Annotated in this window: 20 protein-coding genes; 12 read left to right on the top strand and 8 right to left on the bottom strand. The window is 61.5% G+C overall.

The features are described from left to right. Positions 1 to 10 precede the first annotated feature (10 nt). The 5 genes from HX817_RS03705 to HX817_RS03725 all read right to left on the bottom strand — a co-directional run bounded on the left by HX817_RS03705 (position 11) and on the right by HX817_RS03725 (position 5,710). Complete coding sequence (locus tag HX817_RS03705; RefSeq protein WP_177039809.1) at positions 11 to 1,297, bottom strand: ABC transporter substrate-binding protein; 1,287 nt, start codon at positions 1,295 to 1,297, stop codon at positions 11 to 13. A 106-nt stretch (positions 1,298 to 1,403) separates the two neighbouring features. Further along, the gene (locus tag HX817_RS03710) at positions 1,404 to 2,663 is read right to left on the bottom strand and encodes an AGE family epimerase/isomerase (protein ID WP_177039810.1); all 1,260 of its coding nucleotides are present in this window, start codon (positions 2,661 to 2,663) and stop codon (positions 1,404 to 1,406) included. Between the two features lie 156 nt (positions 2,664 to 2,819). After that, complete coding sequence (locus HX817_RS03715) at positions 2,820 to 3,647, bottom strand: hypothetical protein (protein ID WP_003213005.1); 828 nt, start codon at positions 3,645 to 3,647, stop codon at positions 2,820 to 2,822. 118 nt (positions 3,648 to 3,765) lie between these two features. Then, positions 3,766 to 4,764 (bottom strand): NAD(P)-dependent oxidoreductase, encoded by a 999-nt coding sequence (locus HX817_RS03720; protein WP_177039811.1) that lies wholly within the window; start codon positions 4,762 to 4,764, stop codon positions 3,766 to 3,768. 52 nt (positions 4,765 to 4,816) lie between these two features. Then, the gene (locus HX817_RS03725) at positions 4,817 to 5,710 is read right to left on the bottom strand and encodes a LysR family transcriptional regulator ArgP (protein ID WP_003213001.1); all 894 of its coding nucleotides are present in this window, start codon (positions 5,708 to 5,710) and stop codon (positions 4,817 to 4,819) included. Positions 5,711 to 5,808: 98 nt separating this feature from the next. On the opposite strand from HX817_RS03725, the gene HX817_RS03730 reads away from it, so the two are divergent. From HX817_RS03730 to HX817_RS03760, 7 genes are all read left to right on the top strand, one after another. After that, positions 5,809 to 6,210 carry an ACT domain-containing protein gene (locus tag HX817_RS03730; RefSeq protein WP_003213000.1) on the top strand — a complete coding sequence of 134 codons (402 nt, stop codon included), beginning with the start codon at positions 5,809 to 5,811 and terminating at the stop codon, positions 6,208 to 6,210. A gap of 5 nt (positions 6,211 to 6,215) precedes the next feature. Next, complete coding sequence (locus tag HX817_RS03735) at positions 6,216 to 6,818, top strand: LysE/ArgO family amino acid transporter (protein ID WP_177039812.1); 603 nt, start codon at positions 6,216 to 6,218, stop codon at positions 6,816 to 6,818. A gap of 175 nt (positions 6,819 to 6,993) precedes the next feature. Next, the gene (locus tag HX817_RS03740) at positions 6,994 to 7,590 is read left to right on the top strand and encodes a superoxide dismutase (protein ID WP_003212997.1); all 597 of its coding nucleotides are present in this window, start codon (positions 6,994 to 6,996) and stop codon (positions 7,588 to 7,590) included. Positions 7,591 to 7,748: 158 nt separating this feature from the next. Further along, entirely contained in the window at positions 7,749 to 7,946 is a 198-nt protein-coding gene (locus HX817_RS03745; protein WP_003212995.1) for a hypothetical protein, read from the top strand. A gap of 270 nt (positions 7,947 to 8,216) precedes the next feature. Further along, the gene (locus HX817_RS03750) at positions 8,217 to 10,268 is read left to right on the top strand and encodes a bifunctional diguanylate cyclase/phosphodiesterase (RefSeq protein WP_003212994.1); all 2,052 of its coding nucleotides are present in this window, start codon (positions 8,217 to 8,219) and stop codon (positions 10,266 to 10,268) included. 162 nt (positions 10,269 to 10,430) lie between these two features. After that, positions 10,431 to 11,768: an imelysin family protein gene (locus HX817_RS03755; protein WP_003212990.1), complete on the top strand. Its 1,338-nt coding sequence runs from the start codon at positions 10,431 to 10,433 to the stop codon at positions 11,766 to 11,768. A gap of 264 nt (positions 11,769 to 12,032) precedes the next feature. Continuing rightward, positions 12,033 to 13,487: a TrkH family potassium uptake protein gene (locus HX817_RS03760; protein ID WP_003212988.1), complete on the top strand. Its 1,455-nt coding sequence runs from the start codon at positions 12,033 to 12,035 to the stop codon at positions 13,485 to 13,487. Here the strand turns inward: HX817_RS03760 and HX817_RS03765 are convergent. Then, positions 13,444 to 14,499, bottom strand: a complete 1,056-nt coding sequence (locus HX817_RS03765) for an AraC family transcriptional regulator (protein ID WP_003212986.1) — start codon at positions 14,497 to 14,499, stop codon at positions 13,444 to 13,446. The genes HX817_RS03760 and HX817_RS03765 overlap by 44 nt on opposite strands. Before the next feature lie 161 nt (positions 14,500 to 14,660). Here HX817_RS03765 and HX817_RS03770 point away from each other — a divergent pair, with 161 nt between their 5' ends. Both HX817_RS03770 and HX817_RS03775 read left to right on the top strand, forming a co-directional pair. Further along, complete coding sequence (locus HX817_RS03770; protein WP_003212984.1) at positions 14,661 to 14,972, top strand: DUF962 domain-containing protein; 312 nt, start codon at positions 14,661 to 14,663, stop codon at positions 14,970 to 14,972. Between the two features lie 33 nt (positions 14,973 to 15,005). Beyond that, positions 15,006 to 15,590: an HD domain-containing protein gene (locus HX817_RS03775; protein ID WP_003212982.1), complete on the top strand. Its 585-nt coding sequence runs from the start codon at positions 15,006 to 15,008 to the stop codon at positions 15,588 to 15,590. Here the strand turns inward: HX817_RS03775 and HX817_RS03780 are convergent. Next, positions 15,587 to 16,861 (bottom strand): MFS transporter, encoded by a 1,275-nt coding sequence (locus tag HX817_RS03780; protein WP_052024259.1) that lies wholly within the window; start codon positions 16,859 to 16,861, stop codon positions 15,587 to 15,589. The genes HX817_RS03775 and HX817_RS03780 overlap by 4 nt on opposite strands. Positions 16,862 to 17,223: 362 nt before the next feature. Here HX817_RS03780 and HX817_RS31255 point away from each other — a divergent pair, with 362 nt between their 5' ends. The 3 genes from HX817_RS31255 to HX817_RS03790 all read left to right on the top strand — a co-directional run bounded on the left by HX817_RS31255 (position 17,224) and on the right by HX817_RS03790 (position 18,886). Beyond that, a complete protein-coding gene (locus HX817_RS31255; protein WP_003212978.1) occupies positions 17,224 to 17,352 on the top strand; it encodes a hypothetical protein in 129 nt (42 codons plus the stop codon). A 74-nt stretch (positions 17,353 to 17,426) separates the two neighbouring features. After that, on the top strand, positions 17,427 to 17,600 hold the full coding sequence (locus HX817_RS03785) for a hypothetical protein (RefSeq protein ID WP_008430977.1): 174 nt from the start codon (positions 17,427 to 17,429) through the stop codon (positions 17,598 to 17,600). An 86-nt stretch (positions 17,601 to 17,686) separates the two neighbouring features. Further along, positions 17,687 to 18,886, top strand: a complete 1,200-nt coding sequence (locus HX817_RS03790) for an MFS transporter (RefSeq protein ID WP_003212974.1) — start codon at positions 17,687 to 17,689, stop codon at positions 18,884 to 18,886. Here the strand turns inward: HX817_RS03790 and arfB are convergent. Then, complete coding sequence (gene arfB / locus HX817_RS03795) at positions 18,883 to 19,296, bottom strand: alternative ribosome rescue aminoacyl-tRNA hydrolase ArfB (protein WP_003212972.1); 414 nt, start codon at positions 19,294 to 19,296, stop codon at positions 18,883 to 18,885. The two genes, HX817_RS03790 and arfB, sit on opposite strands and share 4 nt — an antisense overlap. Between the last annotated feature and the right edge of the window lie 122 nt (positions 19,297 to 19,418).

A 19,418-nucleotide genomic window follows, 5' to 3' on the forward strand; every position in this document is an offset into this window, starting at 1 on the left:
GTACTAACCGTTACTTGGCCGACTTGATCGCTGCCGCGAGTTTCTTCGCGGTATCGGCAGGGTCAGCTTTCGGGTCGTTGATGTAGTTGGTCACGACATCAAAGAACGCGCCTTGTACCGCCAGCGTGGTTGCCATGTTGTGGGCCATGCTTGGTTGCAGGCCGCCAGTCTTGGCATCCGCCAGGAAGTCCTTGGCAGCAGTCTGGGCGCAGGAGTCAAAGCCGTATTTGCCCATGTCTTGCAACATGTCGATACGAACCGGGATCGAGCCTTTGTTGATGCTGAAGACTTTCTGGAAGTTTTCGCTCAGCACGACCTTGGCGATGTCCTGCTGACCGGCAGCAGTGCCTTTGTCTTTCTGCTTGAAGGCTGCGAGGGAGTCGATGTTGTAGGTGAAGGCCTTGTCGGTGCCCGGGAAGGCTACGCACTCGTAGTCTTTGCCGGCGACTTTCTTGGCGGCGGTCCATTCACTCTTGGCCCAGTCACCCATGATCTGCATGCCGGCCTTGCCGTTGATGACCTTGGCGGCTTCCAGGTTCCAGTCCTGGCCTTTGCCGTCGGCGTCCATGTAGGTCGCGACTTTCTTCAGCTCGGTCAGGGACTTGATCATTTCAGGGCCGGTCAGGGCTTTTTCGTCGAGGTCCACCAGGGCTTTCTTGTAACCGTCAGCCCCCATGACCGAGAGCACGACCGCTTCGAAGACGGTGCTGTCCTGCCAAGGCTGGCCACCGTGGGCGAGCGGAATGAAGCCGGCTTTTTTCAGCTTGTCGCCAGCGGCGTAGAATTCTTCGAGGGTGGTAGGCGGTTTTTCGATACCGGCTTTCTTGAACACTTCCGGGTTGATCCACAGCCAGTTCACGCGGTGAATGTTCACCGGCACGGCCACGTAGTTACCTTCGTACTTCACGGTATCGGAGACTTTCTTGTCCAGCAGGCTGTCCCACTTCTCTTCTTTGGCGGGTTCCTTCAGGACGTCGGTGTCGAGCAGCCCGGTGGACGCCCATTCCTGGATGTCGGGGCCTTTGATCTGGGCCATGCCTGGCGGGTTGCCAGCAACGGCGCGGCTTTTCAGTACGGTCATGGCAGTGGAACCGCCACCGCCGGCGACGGCACCGTCTTTCCAGGTGAAACCGTCTTTTTCAACTTGGGCCTTCAGGACATCTACTGCCGCTTTCTCGCCACCCGAGGTCCACCAATGCACAACTTCAACCGTCCCTTTCGAGTCGGCGGCAAAAGCACTGAGGGGAAACAACGAGGCAACGGAAATAGCTACGGCGAGGCGACTGATCGCTTTCATCTGAGTACCTTTTTTCTTGTTGTTATGCATGCAAGTCGGTGCTTGCGCTGCAAACGAGTTTAAACAGGGATTTTTCAGGTGCAGGTAACAAAGGGACGCCAAAATGTCACCACTTGGTGACATAGCGCCCGGTGGCCACGGCACTGGCCATGCTCGGTGACAAGGGTAGCCCCGGCAGCAAGACAGACTGCCAGGCGTGGTAGAGGTCCGGTTTGCCACCCCAGATTTTCGCGCTGGGCTGGTTTTTCGGGCTCAGTTCGTGGTGCCAGCTGCCGTGGGTGCGGTCAATGAAACGGGTTTCACAGAAATCCCAGAAGCGCCGGTACCAGGTTTCGTAATGCAGCTCCCCCGTGCGTTTGAGCAGCGCCTGGGCAGCGGCACTGGCTTCGCAATGGGTCCAGTGCAGGCGCTCGCGCACCACGGGGCGCTGGCTCCAGTCGAGGGTGTAGACAATGCCGGGGGCGCCGTCGACGGCCCAGGCGTATTCACAGGCGCTGGCGAACAGGCCCTTGGCGTCGGTCAATAGCCACTCAGGGGTGACGAGCCCGGCATCCAGGCGCGCAGCCTCAAGGTGCAACACCAGTCGCGCCCATTCGAAGCCGTGGCCGGGGGTGATGCCGTAGGGACGAAAACCATCGGCCGGGTTGTCTTCGTTGTAACCACGCAGGGGTTGCCAATGGCTGTCGAAATGCTCGATCACCATGTCCCGGTTTTCTGCCGCATGGGTATGAATAATCCGCTCGACGATGCGCAGTGCCCGGTCCAGCCAGCGGGTTTCACCGGTGACATCGGCCAGGGCCAGGAAGGCTTCGGTGGCGTGCATGTTGCTGTTGGCGCCGCGATAGGCTTCTACCCCGCTCCAGTCCTGGGCGAAGGACTCGAGCATCGCGCCCTCCTCTTCGTTCCAGAAGTACTGGTCGATGATGTGGATCGCGTCGTTGAGCAAGGTTTGCGCGCCGGGCGCGCCGGCCACTACTGCGGAGCTGGCGGCCAGGGCGACAAAAGCGTGCAGGTAGGCGGCCTTGCCGGTGTTGCCGTCGCGGGCGTCGGGCGTGGCGAACCAACCGCCGTGCCGGGCATCGCGCAGCGGGCCGCTGAGGGCCACGACGCCGTGTTCCACCAGGTCGGCATAACCTGGCAGGCCCAGGCCATGAGCCATGGCAAAGCTGTGGGTCATACGGGCGGTGTTCATGGTTTCAGCGACGGCATCGGGCGGCAAAACACCGTGATCGTCGAGGTTGCCGAAGCCGTCAGGCAGCCTGGAAGCCTTGGCGAATGACAGCAGGCGCTGGCCTTCAGTGGCAAGCCAGGCGTGATGGGCAGGTGCGTTCAGCCAACTACTGGCAGGCAGTGGTTGCGTGGTCATGATTAGCCCTTTTTATTATGTGCGGGATGACGGGAGTCTAAACAAGGGCGGCGCGAGGGCAAGTAACGAAGGAGACGGGAAATGTCACCGATTGGTGACATTGATTGTGCCAGGGCCTGCAGGCGTCATGTGTAGTGACGCCTGCAGCACCTCACATCACTGCTGCCCGAGAGGGGTGATCCGGGCCGGCTGGTTGATCTGCTGCTGCAGGTTCTGCACCTGGCTTTGCAAGGCAGTGACGTTACGCGTGGTCTGGATGCGGAACACGTCGAACTCCTTGGTGGACGGACCGTCGGAAGCCGCGGCGCGGTTGTCCAGTTCGCTCTTGAGGACCACAAGGTCCTGCTCCAGGCGGGCGATGGCGGCCGTGGGGTTGCCCTGTTTTTTCAGGGCTGCGACGTCGGCGGAGAGGTCCTTGAACTCGGCGTCCCGGGACTTGAGGGTAGCCACCGCCTCCGTCAGCGCCTGGACCTGGCCCTGCAATTGCGCGTTGGCACTGGACAGTTGGGTCGTGCTGGCGGTCATCTGCTCCAGGCGCTTGTCCAGGTCCGTTGCCTGGCCGGCCACGCCCATCTGCTGCTTGCCCTGCTCCAGCAACTGGGTCTCCAGCTGCTTGATCTGCAGTTTCAGGGCCTCGCTGCCATTATTCACATTGGCTTCGCTGGCCACCACCTTGCCGGAAATATCCTGCAGGCGCCCCGCCGCTTCCTCGCTGATGCGCGCGAAGCTTTCCTGGGTCGCCACCAGTTGCTGGCCCATCAGGGAAATCTGCTGGAAGCTCCACCAGGCAAGGCCGGCGAAGGCGAACAGCAGCGCACCGACCAATGCCCACAGCGGCCCGGTACTGGCGCTCTTGACCTTGACGACCGGCGCAGGCCGGGAGCGCACGGAGGTAGCCGGCGTGGGCTCGAAATCATCGTCGTCCGAGGTGTCGGCCCGCAGGCTGGGAACGTTGTCGAAGTCGTCGTTAGCATCGTTACGCATGAATCAACCTTAAATCCTTTGAGGTGGCATATGGATAGCCAGGCGTCGGAGTATAAACCCCCGACCTGCCGCACTGATCGACCCGGGTTCGCAAATTCGGTTCCCGGTGTGTTGCCGGTTATTTAAGTCCCACGTCCTGGGACTTCCACCAGCTGCAGAACTCGTCGAGGGCCGCCCACAGGCTGACCTTGGGCTGGTAGTCGAGATAATGCCGTGCGCGGGTGATGTCGAGGGTGAAATCTTTGTTCATCACCTGCATGCCCAGCCGTGACAAAGACGGTTCCGGGCGCCCTGGCCACATGGCACAGAAGGCTTCATTGAGCGCCGCAACGCTGTAAGACAAGCCGTAGGACCGATAACGGGTGACCTGAGGCATGTCCATCTGTCGCATCACGTAGTTCACCACATCCCACACCGGCACCGGGGCGCCGTTGCTGATGTTGTAGACCTTGCCCAACGCCGAGCCCGTCGCCAGCAAACTGCTGAGCAGGGCTTCATTGAGGTTGTGCACGCTGGTGAAATCGACCTTGTTCAGGCCATCGCCGACAATCGCCAGGCGGTTCTTGCGCTGCATCTTCAACAGGCGCGGGAAGATGCTCATGTCGCCGGCCCCCGTGACAAAGCGCGGGCGCAGGGCCAGCACTTCGAGGCCAAACTCCTGGGCGCCAAACACCTTTTGCTCCGCCAGGTATTTGGTGGCTGCATACGGATGCTTGAAACGCTTGGGCACTTGTTCTTCGGTCAAGCCCAGGTGGTCACGGCCGTCGAAGTAGATCGACGGCGAAGACAGGTGCACCAGGCGCCCGACCCGCTGCTTGAGGCAGGCCTCCACCACGTTTTCGGTAACCAGCACATTGCCCTGGTGGAAGTCCTGATAACGCCCCCACAGCCCCACGGCCCCGGCGCAATGCACCACGGCCTCGACGTCGCGGCACAGCTCGCGCACCAGGTCCGGATCATTCAAATCACCCTGGATAAACTCGGCGCCGCGCCGTACCAGGTGCTCCACACCTTCGGCCCGCCGCCCGTTGACCCGCACGTCCAGGCCCTGCTCCAGGGCGAAACGCGCAAAGCGCCCGCCAATGAAGCCGCTTGCGCCGGTGACCAGAATTTTCATGACTTACTCCGCATTCTTTCGTTTTTCATCGCTGTTGCCTTGACGCTGGCCATCACGCCAACGGCACCAACCATTGCCCCGTTGTGTGTGCCAGATGATCCGTCAGCAGGCCCAGCAATTGTCCACCACTGCGCCAATGATGCCAGTACAGCGGCACATCGATCGGCTTATCTGGCAATAACTCCACCAACACGCCCTTTTCCAGCTGGTCGCGCACCTGCAGTTCGGGCACCAGGCCCCAGCCCAATCCGGCTTCCGTCAGGCGAATAAAACCTTCGGACGAGGGGCATAGATGGTGTTCGAAACCACCGTCGACGCCCAGGGACGCCAGGTAGCGATGCTGCAGGAAATCATCCGGGCCGAACACCAGCGCCGGCGTGCGGGCCAGTTGATCGGCCCGCACGCCCTCGGGAAAGTGCCGGGCGACAAACGCCGGGCTGGCCAGCGCCCGATACCGCATCGCGCCGAGCAACAGGCTGCGGGCACCGGCCACCGGGCGTTCGCTGGCGCAAATACAGGCTGCCACTTCGCCGGCGCGCATGCGCTTGAGGCCGACGGTCTGGTCTTCTACCACCAGGTCCAACAGCAAATGCTGCTCGGCGCAGAAGTCGCTCACCGCCTCGGCCCACCACGTGGCGAGGCTGTCGGCATTCAAGGCGATGCGCAGGCGCTCGGGCATGCCCTCTTCATCCAGCGCGGGCACCTGGCTTTGCAGGTCGCGCTCCAGCAATCGTACCTGTTGCACGTGGTTGAGCAGGCGGCGGCCGATCTCGGTGGGCGTCGGCGGCGTGGCACGTACCAGCACCGGCTGGCCGATTCGCGCCTCCAACAGCTTGATGCGCTGGGAAATCGCCGATTGGGAAATTCCCAGTACCTGCGCGCCCCGCTCGAAGCCGGCCTGTTCCACCACCGCCGCCAGGGCGGAAAGCAATTTATAGTCGAACATCAGTTTTCCTAATGAGCGATCAGCAATATTGGTTTTTCTTATACAGCCTTGGACGGGAGAATAGCCAGCATCGCTTCTTCTTATTCAAGGACCTCCACATGGCTGGCGAAACCGCCCTGGCAACCCTGCTGCGCAGCATGAGCCCACAGCTCAATGACGGCGACTACGTGTTCTGCACCCTGGCCGACAGCCGAATCCCCGAAGGTTGCGAGGTGATCGGCAGCTTCCGCGAGCAGGAAGGCCTGACGTTGATCGTCGAGCGCCAGCAGGCCGAGCGGGCCGGACTGGCCTTCGACTATGTGGCTGCGTGGATCACCCTCAACGTGCATTCGGCCCTGGAAGCGGTCGGCCTGACCGCCGCGTTCGCCACGGCCCTGGGCCAGGCCGGGATCAGTTGCAACGTGATTGCCGGCTACTACCACGATCACCTGTTTGTCGGGCGCGCCGATGCCGAGCGCGCCATGACGGTGTTGCGGCAATTGGCGGCGGGCGCGGAGTAAATCCTATGTGGCAAAGCTATATGAACGGCCTGTTGGTGGCCTTTGGTTTGATCATGGCGATCGGCACCCAGAACGCGTTTGTGCTGGCGCAGAGCCTGCGGCGCGAACATCACCTGCCGGTGGCGGCACTGTGCGTGGTGTGCGACGCGATCCTGGTGGCCGCCGGCGTGTTCGGCCTGGCCACCGTGCTGGCGCATAACCCGGTATCGCTGGCGATTGCCCGCTGGGGTGGCGCAGCGTTCCTGCTCTGGTACGGTACCCTCGCCCTGCGCCGGGCCTGCTCGAAGCAGAGCCTGGGCGAGGGCGAGAACCTCAAGGTACGCTCGTTGAAGGCGGTGATGCTCAGCGCCCTGGCAGTGACGTTGCTCAACCCCCACGTGTACCTGGACACCGTCTTGTTGATCGGCTCCCTCGGCGCCCAGCAAACCGAACCGGGCGCCTACGTGGCCGGCGCCGCCAGCGCTTCGTTCCTGTGGTTCATGACCCTGGCCCTGGGCGCCGCATGGCTGGCACCGTGGCTGGCGCGTCCCGCCACCTGGCGGATTCTGGACCTGCTGGTAGCCGCCATGATGTTCAGCGTGGCCTATCAATTAATCAGCGCAGCGTAGATATTCCAAAACGCTCTGGAACCTCTATCCCACACAGTTGTTGCGTGGTTTTGCCGCACCCCCGGTGCTATGATCCAGCCCCTGCGCCGCAAAGAGTACAAACTCCCCGGCGCTTGTTTGGCCGCCCGTGATCGGCCTTGCGCTCACCGCAACTGACCTGATTAGGAGAATCATCATGGCTTTCGAATTGCCGCCGCTGCCCTACGCACACGATGCCCTGCAGCCGCACATTTCCAAGGAAACCTTGGAATACCACCACGACAAGCACCACAACACCTATGTCGTGAACCTGAACAACCTGGTGCCTGGCACCGAGTTCGAAGGCAAGACCCTGGAAGAAATCGTCAAGTCTTCTTCGGGCGGCATCTTCAACAACGCCGCTCAGGTCTGGAACCACACTTTCTACTGGAACTGCCTGGCGCCAAACGCTGGCGGCCAACCTACCGGCGCACTGGCTGAGGCGATCAACGCTGCCTTCGGTTCGTTCGACAAGTTCAAGGAAGAGTTCACCAAGACTTCCGTCGGCACCTTCGGTTCCGGTTGGGGCTGGCTGGTGAAAAAGGCTGACGGTTCCCTGGCCCTGGCCAGCACCATCGGCGCCGGCAACCCGCTGACCAGCGGCGACACCCCGCTGCTGACCTGCGACGTCTGGGAACACGCTTACTACATCGACTACCGCAACGTGCGTCCAAAGTATGTGGAAGCGTTCTGGAACCTGGTCAACTGGAAGTTCGTGGCTGAGCAGTTCGAAGGCAAGACCTTCACCGCTTAAGTACCGCTTGCAGTAGAAAGAGCCCGGCGATTGCCGGGCTTTTTTGTGGGCGATTACAAATGGAAAAATGCCAGGAAAACGCTGGAACTCATCAAAAGGATTTCGCCACGCAGCATGTAAGAGGAATGTCCCTCTGATTGACTGCAGGAGAACTTGATATGGATCTAGCATCTTTGATCGGCATGGCCCCTCAAGCACTTAACGTGTTCGATAACGTGACAGATAAGGGCCTGGACGTCCTGGACAAAAGCTTGGGCATCCTTGATAAGACCGTGGACATAGCTCGACAGGCCTTGGGGCAAATCGACCCTCAGGCGCAAGACCAGCCACAACCGCCGAAAATTTCGTTTACCTGATGGGCGCTGACGCTCGACGGTTTGTTTCGCTGGACTGAAAAACCCGCGCTCGTCCTGAAAAGACGGTACAAGAAGTCGGCACGTACGATCCGCCGACTTCACTCCATGCCAGGCCTGCCTTTCCATTCCCCCTCCCAACGTCTTACCCCCGGACGCGCTCATCTAAACTGCAAAACCTGCCCTGGCCGCAATGTCCCTTTGACTGCCCTCACGGGATTGCCAATACTCATGGCATATTGAGGCTACCCGCATGGAACAAGGAATAACCCTTTGAAGCTGGAACTCAAAAACAGCTTGTCGGTGAAGTTGCTACGGGTGGTACTGCTTTCGGCATTGGCCGTGGGCGTGGTACTGAGCGCGGCGCAGATCGTCTTTGATGCGTACAAGACGCGCCAGGCCGTGGCCGGTGATGCCCAGCGCATCCTCGACATGTTTCGCGACCCGTCCACCCAGGCCGTCTACAGCCTGGACCGGGAGATGGGCATGCAGGTCATCGAAGGCCTGTTCCAGGATGATGCCGTGCGCATGGCCTCCATCGGCCACCCCAACGAAACCATGCTCGCGGAAAAAACCCGCGACCTGCAACAATCCCCGAGCCGCTGGCTGACCGACCTGATTCTGGGCCAGGAACGCACCTTCACCACGCCGCTGGTGGGGCGCGGGCCTTACAGCGAGTACTACGGTGACCTGAGCATCACCCTCGACACCGCCACCTATGGCAAAGGGTTTCTTGTCAGTTCGGTGATCATTTTCATCTCCGGGGTGCTGCGGGCGCTGGCCATGGGGCTGGTGTTGTACCTGGTCTATCACTGGCTGCTGACCAAGCCGCTCTCGCGCATCATCGAGCACCTGAGTTCGATCAACCCCGACCGCCCCAGCGAGCACAAGATCCCGCAGCTCAAGGGCCACGAGAAAAACGAGCTGGGGCTCTGGATCAACACCGCCAACCAGTTGCTCGAATCCATCGAGCGCAATACGCACTTGCGCCATGAGGCGGAAAACAGCCTGCTGCGCATGGCCCAGTACGACTTCCTGACCGGCCTGCCGAACCGCCAGAAACTGCAGGAGCAACTGGACAAGATCCTGATCGACGCCGGCCGCCGGCAACGCCGGGTCGCGGTGTTGTGCGTGGGGCTGGATGACTTCAAAAGCGTCAACGAGCAGTTCACCTACCAGGCCGGCGACCAATTGCTGCTGGCCCTGGCCGACCGCCTGCGGGCCCACAGCGGCCGCCTCGGCGCCCTCGCCCGCCTCGGCGGCGACCAGTTCGCCCTGGTGCAGGCCGATATCGAGCAGCCCTACGAAGCCGCCGAATTGGCACAAAGCATCCTCGACGACCTGGAAGCCGAATTCGCCCTCGATCACGAACAGATCCGCCTGCGTGCCACCATCGGCATCACCCTGTTCCCGGAAGACGGCGACAGCACCGAGAAGCTGCTGCAAAAAGCCGAACAGACCATGACCCTGGCCAAGAGCCGCTCGCGCAACCGCTACCAGTTCTATATCGCCAGCGTCGACAGCGAAATGCGCCGCCGCCGCGAGCTGGAAAAGGATCTGCGCGACGCCTTGAGCCGCGAGCAGTTTCACCTGGTGTACCAGCCGCAGATCAGCTATCTCGACCACCGTGTGGTGGGTGTCGAAGCGTTGATCCGCTGGCAGCACCCGGAGCACGGCCTGGTGCCGCCCGACCTGTTTATCCCCCTGGCCGAACAGAACGGCACCATCATTGCCATCGGCGAATGGGTACTGGACCAGGCCTGCCGGCAACTGCGGGAATGGCATGACCTGGGCTTCACCGAGCTGCGCATGGCGGTCAACCTGTCGACCGTACAGTTGCACCACGCCGAGCTGCCACGGGTGGTCAACAACCTGCTGCAAATCTACCGCTTGCCGCCGCGTAGCCTGGAGCTGGAAGTCACCGAGACCGGCCTGATGGAAGACATCAGCACCGCCGCCCAGCACCTGCTGAGCCTGCGCCGCTCCGGGGCACTGATTGCGATTGATGACTTCGGCACCGGCTATTCGTCCCTGAGCTATCTGAAAAGCCTGCCGCTGGACAAGATCAAGATCGACAAGAGCTTCGTCCAGGACCTGCTGGATGACGACGACGATGCGACCATCGTGCGGGCGATCATCCAGCTCGGCAAAAGCCTTGGCATGCAGGTGATCGCCGAGGGTGTGGAGACCGCCGAACAGGAGGCCTACATCATCTCCGAGGGTTGCCACGAGGGTCAGGGCTACCACTACAGCAAACCCTTGCCGGCACGGGAGTTGGTGGCCTACTTGAAACAGGCCCAGCGCAATAACGCCGCCATCCTCTGAAGCGATGCCGGCCATCGGGGCCACGCGCACCGATGGCCGGCAAATCGATACTAAATATTTCCTGCTTATAACGCTTTACACAAAATGCAAATCTTTCGCATTATGTCGCAGTTTTGCGCGCCCCCCGCGTGCCCCATCAACAACCGAAGCAGGATGTTCGCCATGATTCGTATGCCCCTGGCCACCGCCAGCCTTCTCGCCATTGCCATTTCGCTCGCCGGTTGCGGTGAAGGCAAAGACAAGGCCGCCGCGCCTCAAGCCCCGGCCGCCGCCAGCACCACCGCCCCGGCGGCTGCCCCGGCAGGCCAGGTAGACGAGGCCGCCGCCAAGGCTGTGGTCGCGCATTACGCTGACATGGTGTTCGCGGTGTACAGCGATGCCGAGTCCACCGCGAAAACCCTGCAAACCGCGATCGACACTTTCCTTGCCAACCCGAACGACGACACCCTGAAAGCGGCCCGTACCGCCTGGATCGCCTCGCGCGTGCCGTACCTGCAGAGTGAAGTGTTCCGCTTCGGCAACACCATCATTGACGACTGGGAAGGCCAGGTGAACGCCTGGCCCCTGGACGAAGGCCTGATCGACTACGTCGACAAGACCTACGAACACGCCCTGGGCAACCCTGGCGCCACCGCCAACATCATCGCCAACAACGAGATCCAGGTCGGCGAAGACAAGGTCGATGTAAAAGACATCACCCCGGAAAAACTCGCCAGCCTGAATGAGCTGGGCGGTTCCGAAGCCAACGTAGCCACCGGCTACCACGCAATTGAATTCCTGCTCTGGGGCCAGGACCTGAACGGCACCGGTCCGGGCGCCGGCAACCGCCCAGCGTCGGACTACATGACCGGTGATGGCGCCACTGGCGGCCACAACGAGCGCCGCCGCACCTACCTGCGCGCCGTGACTCAGCTGCTGGTCAGCGACCTGGAAGAAATGGTCGGCAACTGGAAGCCCAACGTCGAAGACAACTACCGCGCCACGCTGGAAGCAGAACCTGCGACCGATGGCCTGCGCAAGATGCTGTTCGGCATGGGTAGCCTGTCCCTGGGCGAGCTGGCCGGTGAGCGCATGAAGGTTTCCCTGGAAGCCAACTCGCCGGAAGACGAACAGGACTGCTTCAGCGACAACACCCACAACTCGCACTTCTACGACGCCAAGGGTATTCGTAACGTTTACCTGGGTGAGTACACCCGCACCGACGGTACCAAGATGACCGGCGCCAGCCTGTCCTCCCTGGTGGCCAAGGCCGACCCGGCGGCCGATGAAGCGTTGAAGGCTGACCTGGCCTCCACCGAAGCGAAGATCCAGGTGATGGTGGACCACGCCAACAACGGCGAACACTACGACCAGTTGATTGCTGCCGGTAACGACAAAGGCAACCAGATCGTACGTGACGCCATCGCCGCATTGGTGAAGCAGACCGGTTCGATCGAACAGGCTGCTGGCAAGCTGGGCATCAGTGACTTGAACCCGGATAACGCTGATCACGAGTTCTGATCAGTGCCGCGTTGAATGAGGCGACCTTCGGGTCGCCTTTTTTGTGCCTGCCCTCCAAGCTCCATCAACCAGCACAAATCTCCTGTGGGAGCGGGCTTGCTCGCGAAAGCGGTGGGTCAGCCAATGCATCCGTTGACTGATACACCGCTTTCGCGAGCAAGCCCGCTCCCACACTTGATCTGCCACGTCTCCAACGCCCCCCCGGTTTACTTGCCCTGCACCGCAGGTAGAATGGCGCCTTTCCTGTCACCCCGAGCGGACCTCATGGCGTTGCCGACCTTACGGATAATCGGTTTCATTATCGGCATCTTCCTGATCACCCTGGCGATCGCCATGGTCATCCCCATGGCGACCCTGGTGTTTTTTGAACGCACCAGCGACCTGCCGTCGTTCCTCTGGGCCAGCCTGATTACCTTTATCGCGGGCCTGGCGCTGGTCATCCCCGGCCGCCCGGAACACGTGCACCTGCGCCCGCGGGACATGTACCTGCTGACCGTCTCCAGCTGGCTGGTGGTGTGCATCTTCGCCGCACTGCCGTTCCTGCTGACCCAACACATCAGCTACACCGACTCGTTCTTCGAAAGCATGTCGGGCATCACAGCCACCGGTTCCACGGTGCTCAGCGGCCTGGACACCATGTCCCCAGGCATCCTCATCTGGCGCTCGCTGCTGCACTGGCTCGGCGGTATCGGCTTTATCGGCATGGCGGTGGCGATCCTGCCGCTGCTGCGCATCGGTGGCATGCGCCTGTTCCAGACCGAATCCTCCGACCGCTCGGAAAAGGTCATGCCCCGCTCACACATGGTGGCGCGCCTGATCGTGGCGGCGTACGTGGGCATCACCATCCTCGGCAGCCTGGCGTTCTGGTGGGCCGGGATGGGGCTGTTCGATGCGATCAACCATGCGATGTCGGCGATTTCCACCGGCGGGTTTTCCACTTCCGACGAATCCCTGGCCCACTGGAAACAGCCGGCGGTGCACTGGGTGGCCGTGGTGGTGATGATCATGGGCAGCCTGCCGTTCACCCTGTATGTGGCCACGATGCGTGGCAACCGCCGGGCGCTGATCAAGGATCAGCAGGTGCAAGGCTTGCTCGGGTTGCTGGTGGTGACCTGGCTGGTGCTCGGCACCTGGTATTGGTGGACCACCGACCTGCCTTGGCTGGACGCGCTGCGCCACGTGGCGGTGAACGTCACCTCTGTGGTGACCACCACCGGTTTCGCACTCGGGGACTACAGCATCTGGGGCAATTTCTCGCTGATGCTGTTCTTCTACCTGGGCTTTGTGGGCGGTTGCTCCGGCTCCACGGCTGGCGGGATCAAGATCTTCCGTTTCCAGGTCGCCTACATCCTGCTCAAGGCCAACTTGAACCAGTTGATTCACCCGCGAGCGGTGATCAAGCAGAAGTACAACGGCCATCGCCTCGATGAAGAAATCGTGCGGTCGATCCTGACCTTCTCGTTTTTCTTCGCCATCACCATCTGCGCCATCGCCCTGGCCCTGTCGTTGCTGGGCCTGGACTGGATGACCGCGTTGACCGGCGCCGCCAGTACCGTGTCCGGCGTGGGCCCGGGCCTGGGGGAAACCATCGGCCCGGCCGGTAACTTCTCCACCCTCCCGGACGCTGCCAAGTGGATCCTGTCATTCGGCATGCTGCTGGGCCGGCTGGAGATCATTACGGTGTTTGTGCTGTGCATTCCGGCGTTTTGGCGTCACTGACAGGCAGCTCATGCAACCGCGCCCGGTACTCGCCGGGCGTGGCATCGAACCAGCGGCGGAACGCACGAAAGAAGTTGCTCGGGTCGGCAAACCCCAACAGGTAGGCAATTTCCAGCAGGGTCATGCTCGGCTGCGCCAGGTATTGCTCGGCCAGTTCGCGGCGGGTGTCGTCGAGCAAGGTCTGGAAACTCGTGCCCTCCTCCTGCAAGCGGCGCTGCAAGGTGCGCTGGGACAGGTGCAACGTCTGCGCAACCACTTCACGCTTGGGCTCGCCCTGGGGCAGCAATCGGCATAGCACCTGCCGCGCCTTGTGGGTCACCCGGCTCTCGGAAAACCGCGCCAGGTACTCCCCGGCAAAACGATCGTGCAACAACGCCATCGCCTCGTTCGCCGTGGGCAACGGCGCTTCCATATCGGCCCGTTCGAAGATCAGCGCGTCATAGGGCGCGTTGAACACCAGCGGTGCATGGAAGGCTTGTTTGTAGGGCGCCAGGTCCGCTGGCTGATCGCCCTGCACCAGCACCTTGCGCGGTTGCAACGTGCGCCCGGTCAGCCAGCCGCATAACGCCAGGGCACTGGCCAGGGACGCTTCGGCACTTTGCCGGGTAGGCGGCAGGTGGTCGCCGTGCACCGTCAGAATCAGCGCATAACCTTCGGGCAACAGGCGGAAACTCAGGTCGGCACTTTCAGCAATGATTCGCTGGTAACGCACCAGCCGCATAAAACCTTCGGCCAGGGTATTGCTGGACATCAAGGCGTAGCCGGCCACATGAAACGATGCCGGGCGCACCACCTTGCCCATGTTCAAGCCAATCGCCGGGTTGCCCGACAGCTCGACCGCGCGCTGCCAGAGCCGGGTCATGGAGTCCTGGGGGAAGCGTGCATCCGGGTCATTCAGCGCGGCGTAATCCAGGCCAAGCTGCTTGAACAAGGCACGGCAATCCAGGCCGTCCATTTCCAGCGCCTTGACTATCCCCATCGCCCAGCTTGCAGAAGTCGTTCGTTCGCTCATGGCGTTTTCTTAACAAGGAAGGCTGAAACGACAGCCAGGAATCCGAAGGATACTAAAGTGGCATCTATTGTCACTGGCTGTTACCACTGATGACTCTAGACTCAAATAAGCTCCCCGCCGAACATCTGTCGGGCAGAACAATAACCAGAGGGCCGACCACTGTGGAAAATGCCAGGCAATTCAACAGCTTCGCCGATTTCTACCCGTATTACCTGAGCGAACACGGCAACAGTACGTGCCGTCGCCTGCACTTTATCGGCACCAGCCTCGTTATCTTCATACTCGCGTTGGCGATCGGCAAAGGTGCGTGGTGGCTGCTGCTGGCGCTGCCGGTAGCCGGCTACAGCTTTGCCTGGATCGGCCATTTCTTCTTTGAAAAGAATCGCCCGGCGACCTTCCAGCATCCGCTGTACAGCCTGTTGGGGGATTTCGTGATGTACCGCGACATGATTCTGGGCAAGGTGCCGTTCTAGCCCCACGCTTGAAGAACAATAAGAGAGGCTTTGATGAACCAGCAGGCCCGTTTCACCCATATGCAGGATGGTACCCAGGAAGACTGGGCGATCATCGCCAAGGATTTCAGTGCTTACGCCCGGCAATTGCCAAGCCGGATCCTGGCGCATCTACGGCTGCTGGAGGGCGACTTCGGCGGCTTCCCGGTGGACCGCCTGACCCACTCGCTGCAAACCGCCAGCCGCGCCTGGCACGATGGCCGGGATGAAGAGTACGTGGTGTGCGCCCTGCTCCACGACATCGGCGACACCCTCGGTTCCTACAATCACCCGGACATCGCCGCCGCGATTCTCAAGCCGTTCGTAAGCGCCGAGAATCTGTGGATGGTGGAGAAGCACGGGATCTTCCAGGGCTACTACTTCTTCCACCACCTGGGGATGGACCGCCACCTGCGCGAGCAATTTGGCGACCACCCGCAGTACCGGCAAACCATCGAGTTCTGCGCGCAGTACGACGCGGCGGCGTTCGACCCGGCCTACGACACCCTGCCGCTGAGCTTCTTCGAGCCGATGCTGGCGCGGGTGTTTGCCCAGCCGAAGAACTCGCTCTACAAGGCGGCGATGGAACGCCAGGGTTAAACCGGCAGCAATGTGCCGCCGTGACCGGTTTGGGTGGCTGGCTCCGGATCTTTGACGATCTCCCGGGCCACCATCAGGATCACGATGGCCGCAATGATGTCGAAAATCGCCAGCACCACAAACAGCGGGCTGTAGCCGACCTTGGTCACCAGCACGCCGAACACCGCAGTAAATGCCGCAGCCCCGATAAACCCGCACATCTGCCCGCCACCGGTGGCGGTGGCCACGTCATTCTTGCCGAATGAGTCCGAGGCGATGGAAAACAGTGCACCCGACAAGGTCTGGTGGGCGAAACCGCCGACACACAGCAGGGCAATCGCGGTGTAGGCACTGTCCACCAGGCCGATGCACGCCGGGCCGATCATGCACAGGCAACCGAACAGCATCACCAGCTTGCGCGAGGTGAACAGCGAGACCTTGAAGTAGCGGTGGAACAACGGGCTCAGGTAGCCACCCAGCACACAGCCAATGTCGGCGGCCAGGAACGGCAGCCAGGCAAACAGCGCCATTTCCTTGATGTTCATGTGCCGCTCGGTCATCAGGTACAGCGGAATCCAGGCATTGAACGTCTGCCAGGCCGGCTCCGAGAGCATGCGCGCCGAGGCGATGGCGAAAAAGTTGCGGCTCTTGAGGATGCGCTTCCAGCTGGCTTTCTTCTGCACGCCTTCCTTGAGGTGGGTTTCCTGGCCGGCCTCGATGTACTCACGCTCGGCCTGGGCCAGCAGGCGCTGGTCACGCGGGTGCTTGTACAGCAGCAGCCACAGCCCGCTCCACACCAGGCCGATGCCGCCAACGATCAGGAATGCCAACTGCCAGCCGCTGTGCAAAATCGCCCAGACCACCAGTGGCGGCGCCAACAACGCACCAAACGACGAACCAAAGTTGAACCAGCCGATGGCGACGGAGCGCTCCTTGGCCGGGAACCACTCGGTAATCGCCTTGACGCCGCCGGGGAAGCCCGCCGACTCCGTCAGCCCCAGTGCGCCACGGGCCACTGCCAGGCTCTGCCAACCGGTGGCGAATGCCGCCAGGGCACAGACTACCGACCAGGAGATGGCGAAGATGGCAAAGCCCATCTTGGTACCGATCGCATCGATCACATAACCGGCGATCGGCTGCATCAAGGCGTAGCACACCTGCCAGGCAACAACGATGTGGGAATACTGCTCAGTGGAGATGCTCAGGTCGGTCATCAGCGTGGGGGCTGCGACTGAGAGCGTGTTGCGGGCCAGGTAGTTAATAATCAGGCCGACCGTCATCAGCCCGACCATCCACCAACGGATGCCTTTGATTTTCATCGCTTCACCTTAATTATTTTTAGATTTGAGGCGTACGTTCTGCGACCGAGCGCATCCGTATTACGGGCGCTATAAAACTGTAACGTCATATGTCGTCATACAACTGTTAGCGTTATATTCAGTCCGCAGTACGATGTCAATCCGTGAAGGGTGATGTTGTACGATGACAATCGACACCCCTGTGGCGCCACGTCACTTGCGCGGCGGGATGAAGACGCGTTCATTTTCTGAGATAAAATCTTTCTGTCATTTACAGTGCTGTATCCTGCACAGGCTTTTTGAACGCGCGGAATCACCTGCGATTGATAAAACAGATCTTGCGAGGAGCGACGACGATGCACGAAATCCCTAATCTCCCCTTCCCAAGCCTGCACGAAACTGAGCAGCCAACCCCGCAACAGGCCGGTGCCACCAAGCCCGAGCCCAAAGAGGCAAAACCGGTCGACCGCAAGAGCGAAGACTGAGAGCCGTACCCAGACCGTGTGGAAAGCGTGACATTGCGCGCTTTCCACACCGCCTGAACACCGTGAGCCCCGCCATGACCGACACCACCCCTGATACCGCCCTGCTCGACACTGCCTTGCACATGGTCGACGTATGGAACCGCCTCACCCCGGAAAAACAGGCCCTCCTGCTCAAGCGCTTCGGCACCCAGGAAAACGCCCTCGCCGCGTTGGTAACCACGCAACTGCTCAACCCCGCCGATCGCTAAAAGTTTGCTTTGCTGCCCCCGCACGCGCCCAGCATCGGTATCATAAGCAGCCTATCTTTTCCTGCTGCGACAGTGGACCTCTCCCCATGCCAGATACCCAGCGCCCCATGGCGGTCACGCTGCAAGTCGTTTCCATCGTTTTGTTCACCTTCATCGGCTACCTGAATATCGGCATTCCCCTGGCCGTGTTGCCTGGCTATGTGCACAGCGACCTGGGCTTTGGCGCCGTGATCGCGGGCCTTGTGATCAGCGTGCAATACCTGGCCACTCTGCTGAGCCGGCCCTACGCGGGACGCATCATCGATAACCGCGGCAGCAAGCGCGCCGTCATGTACGGCCTGGCCGGTTGCGGGTTGAGCGGCGTGTTCATGTTGCTCTCGGCGTGGCTGTCACACCTGCCGGCGCTGAGCCTCACCAGCCTGCTGATTGGCCGCCTGGTGCTGGGCAGCGCTGAAAGCCTGGTGGGCTCGGGTTCCATCGGCTGGGGCATTGGCCGGGTGGGTGCGGCGAATACCGCCAAGGTCATCTCCTGGAACGGCATCGCCAGCTACGGCGCCCTGGCCATCGGCGCACCGCTGGGGGTGTTGCTGGTCAGTCATTTCGGGCTGTGGAGCATGGGCGTCAGCATCATCCTGCTGGCGGTGCTGGGCCTGCTGCTGGCCTGGCCGAAAGTCGCCGCGCCGATCGTGGTGGGCGAGCGCCTGCCGTTCATGCATGTGCTGGGGCGCGTGTTGCCTCACGGCTGCGGGCTGGCGCTGGGCTCGATCGGGTTTGGCACCATCGCCACCTTCATCACCTTGTATTACGCGACCCAGCATTGGGATAACGCGGTGCTGTGCCTGAGCCTGTTCGGTGCCAGCTTTATCGGGGCGCGGTTGTTGTTCGGCAATTTGATCAACCGCATTGGCGGGTTTCGCGTAGCGATTGCCTGTTTGTCGGTGGAGACGCTGGGGCTGCTGCTGCTGTGGCTGGCGCCGGATCCTCATTTGGCGTTGGCGGGTGCGGCGTTGAGCGGGTTTGGCTTTTCCCTGGTGTTTCCGGCCTTGGGTGTGGAGGCGGTCAACCTGGTGCCCGCCTCGAGCCGGGGTGCGGCGGTGGGGGCGTATTCGCTGTTTATCGATTTGTCGTTGGGGATCACCGGGCCGTTGGCCGGGGCGATTGCGGCGGGGTTCGGGTTTGCCTCGATCTTCCTGTTTGCGGCGATCGCGGCGTTTGGCGGGTTGCTGTTGAGCCTGTATTTGTACCGGCAGGCGCCGAAGTATCGCGAAGAACGTCAGGCGAGTTAGAAGTCCACCTTGCCGCGGCCGGCCTTGATGCTGCCGCGTTTGGTCTTGGATTCGAGGCGGCGCTTCTTTGAGCCCAGGGTGGGTTTGGTGGGGCGGCGTTTCTTTTCGACCTTGGTGGCGCTGAGGATCAGTTCCACCAGGCGCTCGAGGGCGTCGGCGCGGTTTTGTTCCTGGGTGCGGTATTGCTGGGCCTTGAGGATCAGTACGCCTTCGCTGGTGATGCGGGTGTCGCGCAGGGCCAGCAGGCGTTCCTTGTAGAAGTCAGGCAGGGACGAGGCCGGGATGTCGAAACGCAGGTGCACGGCGCTGGAGACTTTGTTGACGTTTTGACCGCCGGCGCCTTGGGCGCGGATGGCTGTCAGCTCGATCTCGGCGTCGGGGAGGTGCACGTTGTTGGATATCACCAGCATTTTTTGATCGGGCCTTGGGGTGGAGGGGTAAGGATACGCCAATGTGTTGGGCTGCTGGGGGCTGGGGGCTGGGGGCATATCCGTTATTTTTGTAATTGCGACTATTGGTTCCGCTCTTACAG

Source organism: Pseudomonas sp. C6002 (assembly GCF_013385805.1).
GTDB lineage: Bacteria > Pseudomonadota > Gammaproteobacteria > Pseudomonadales > Pseudomonadaceae > Aquipseudomonas.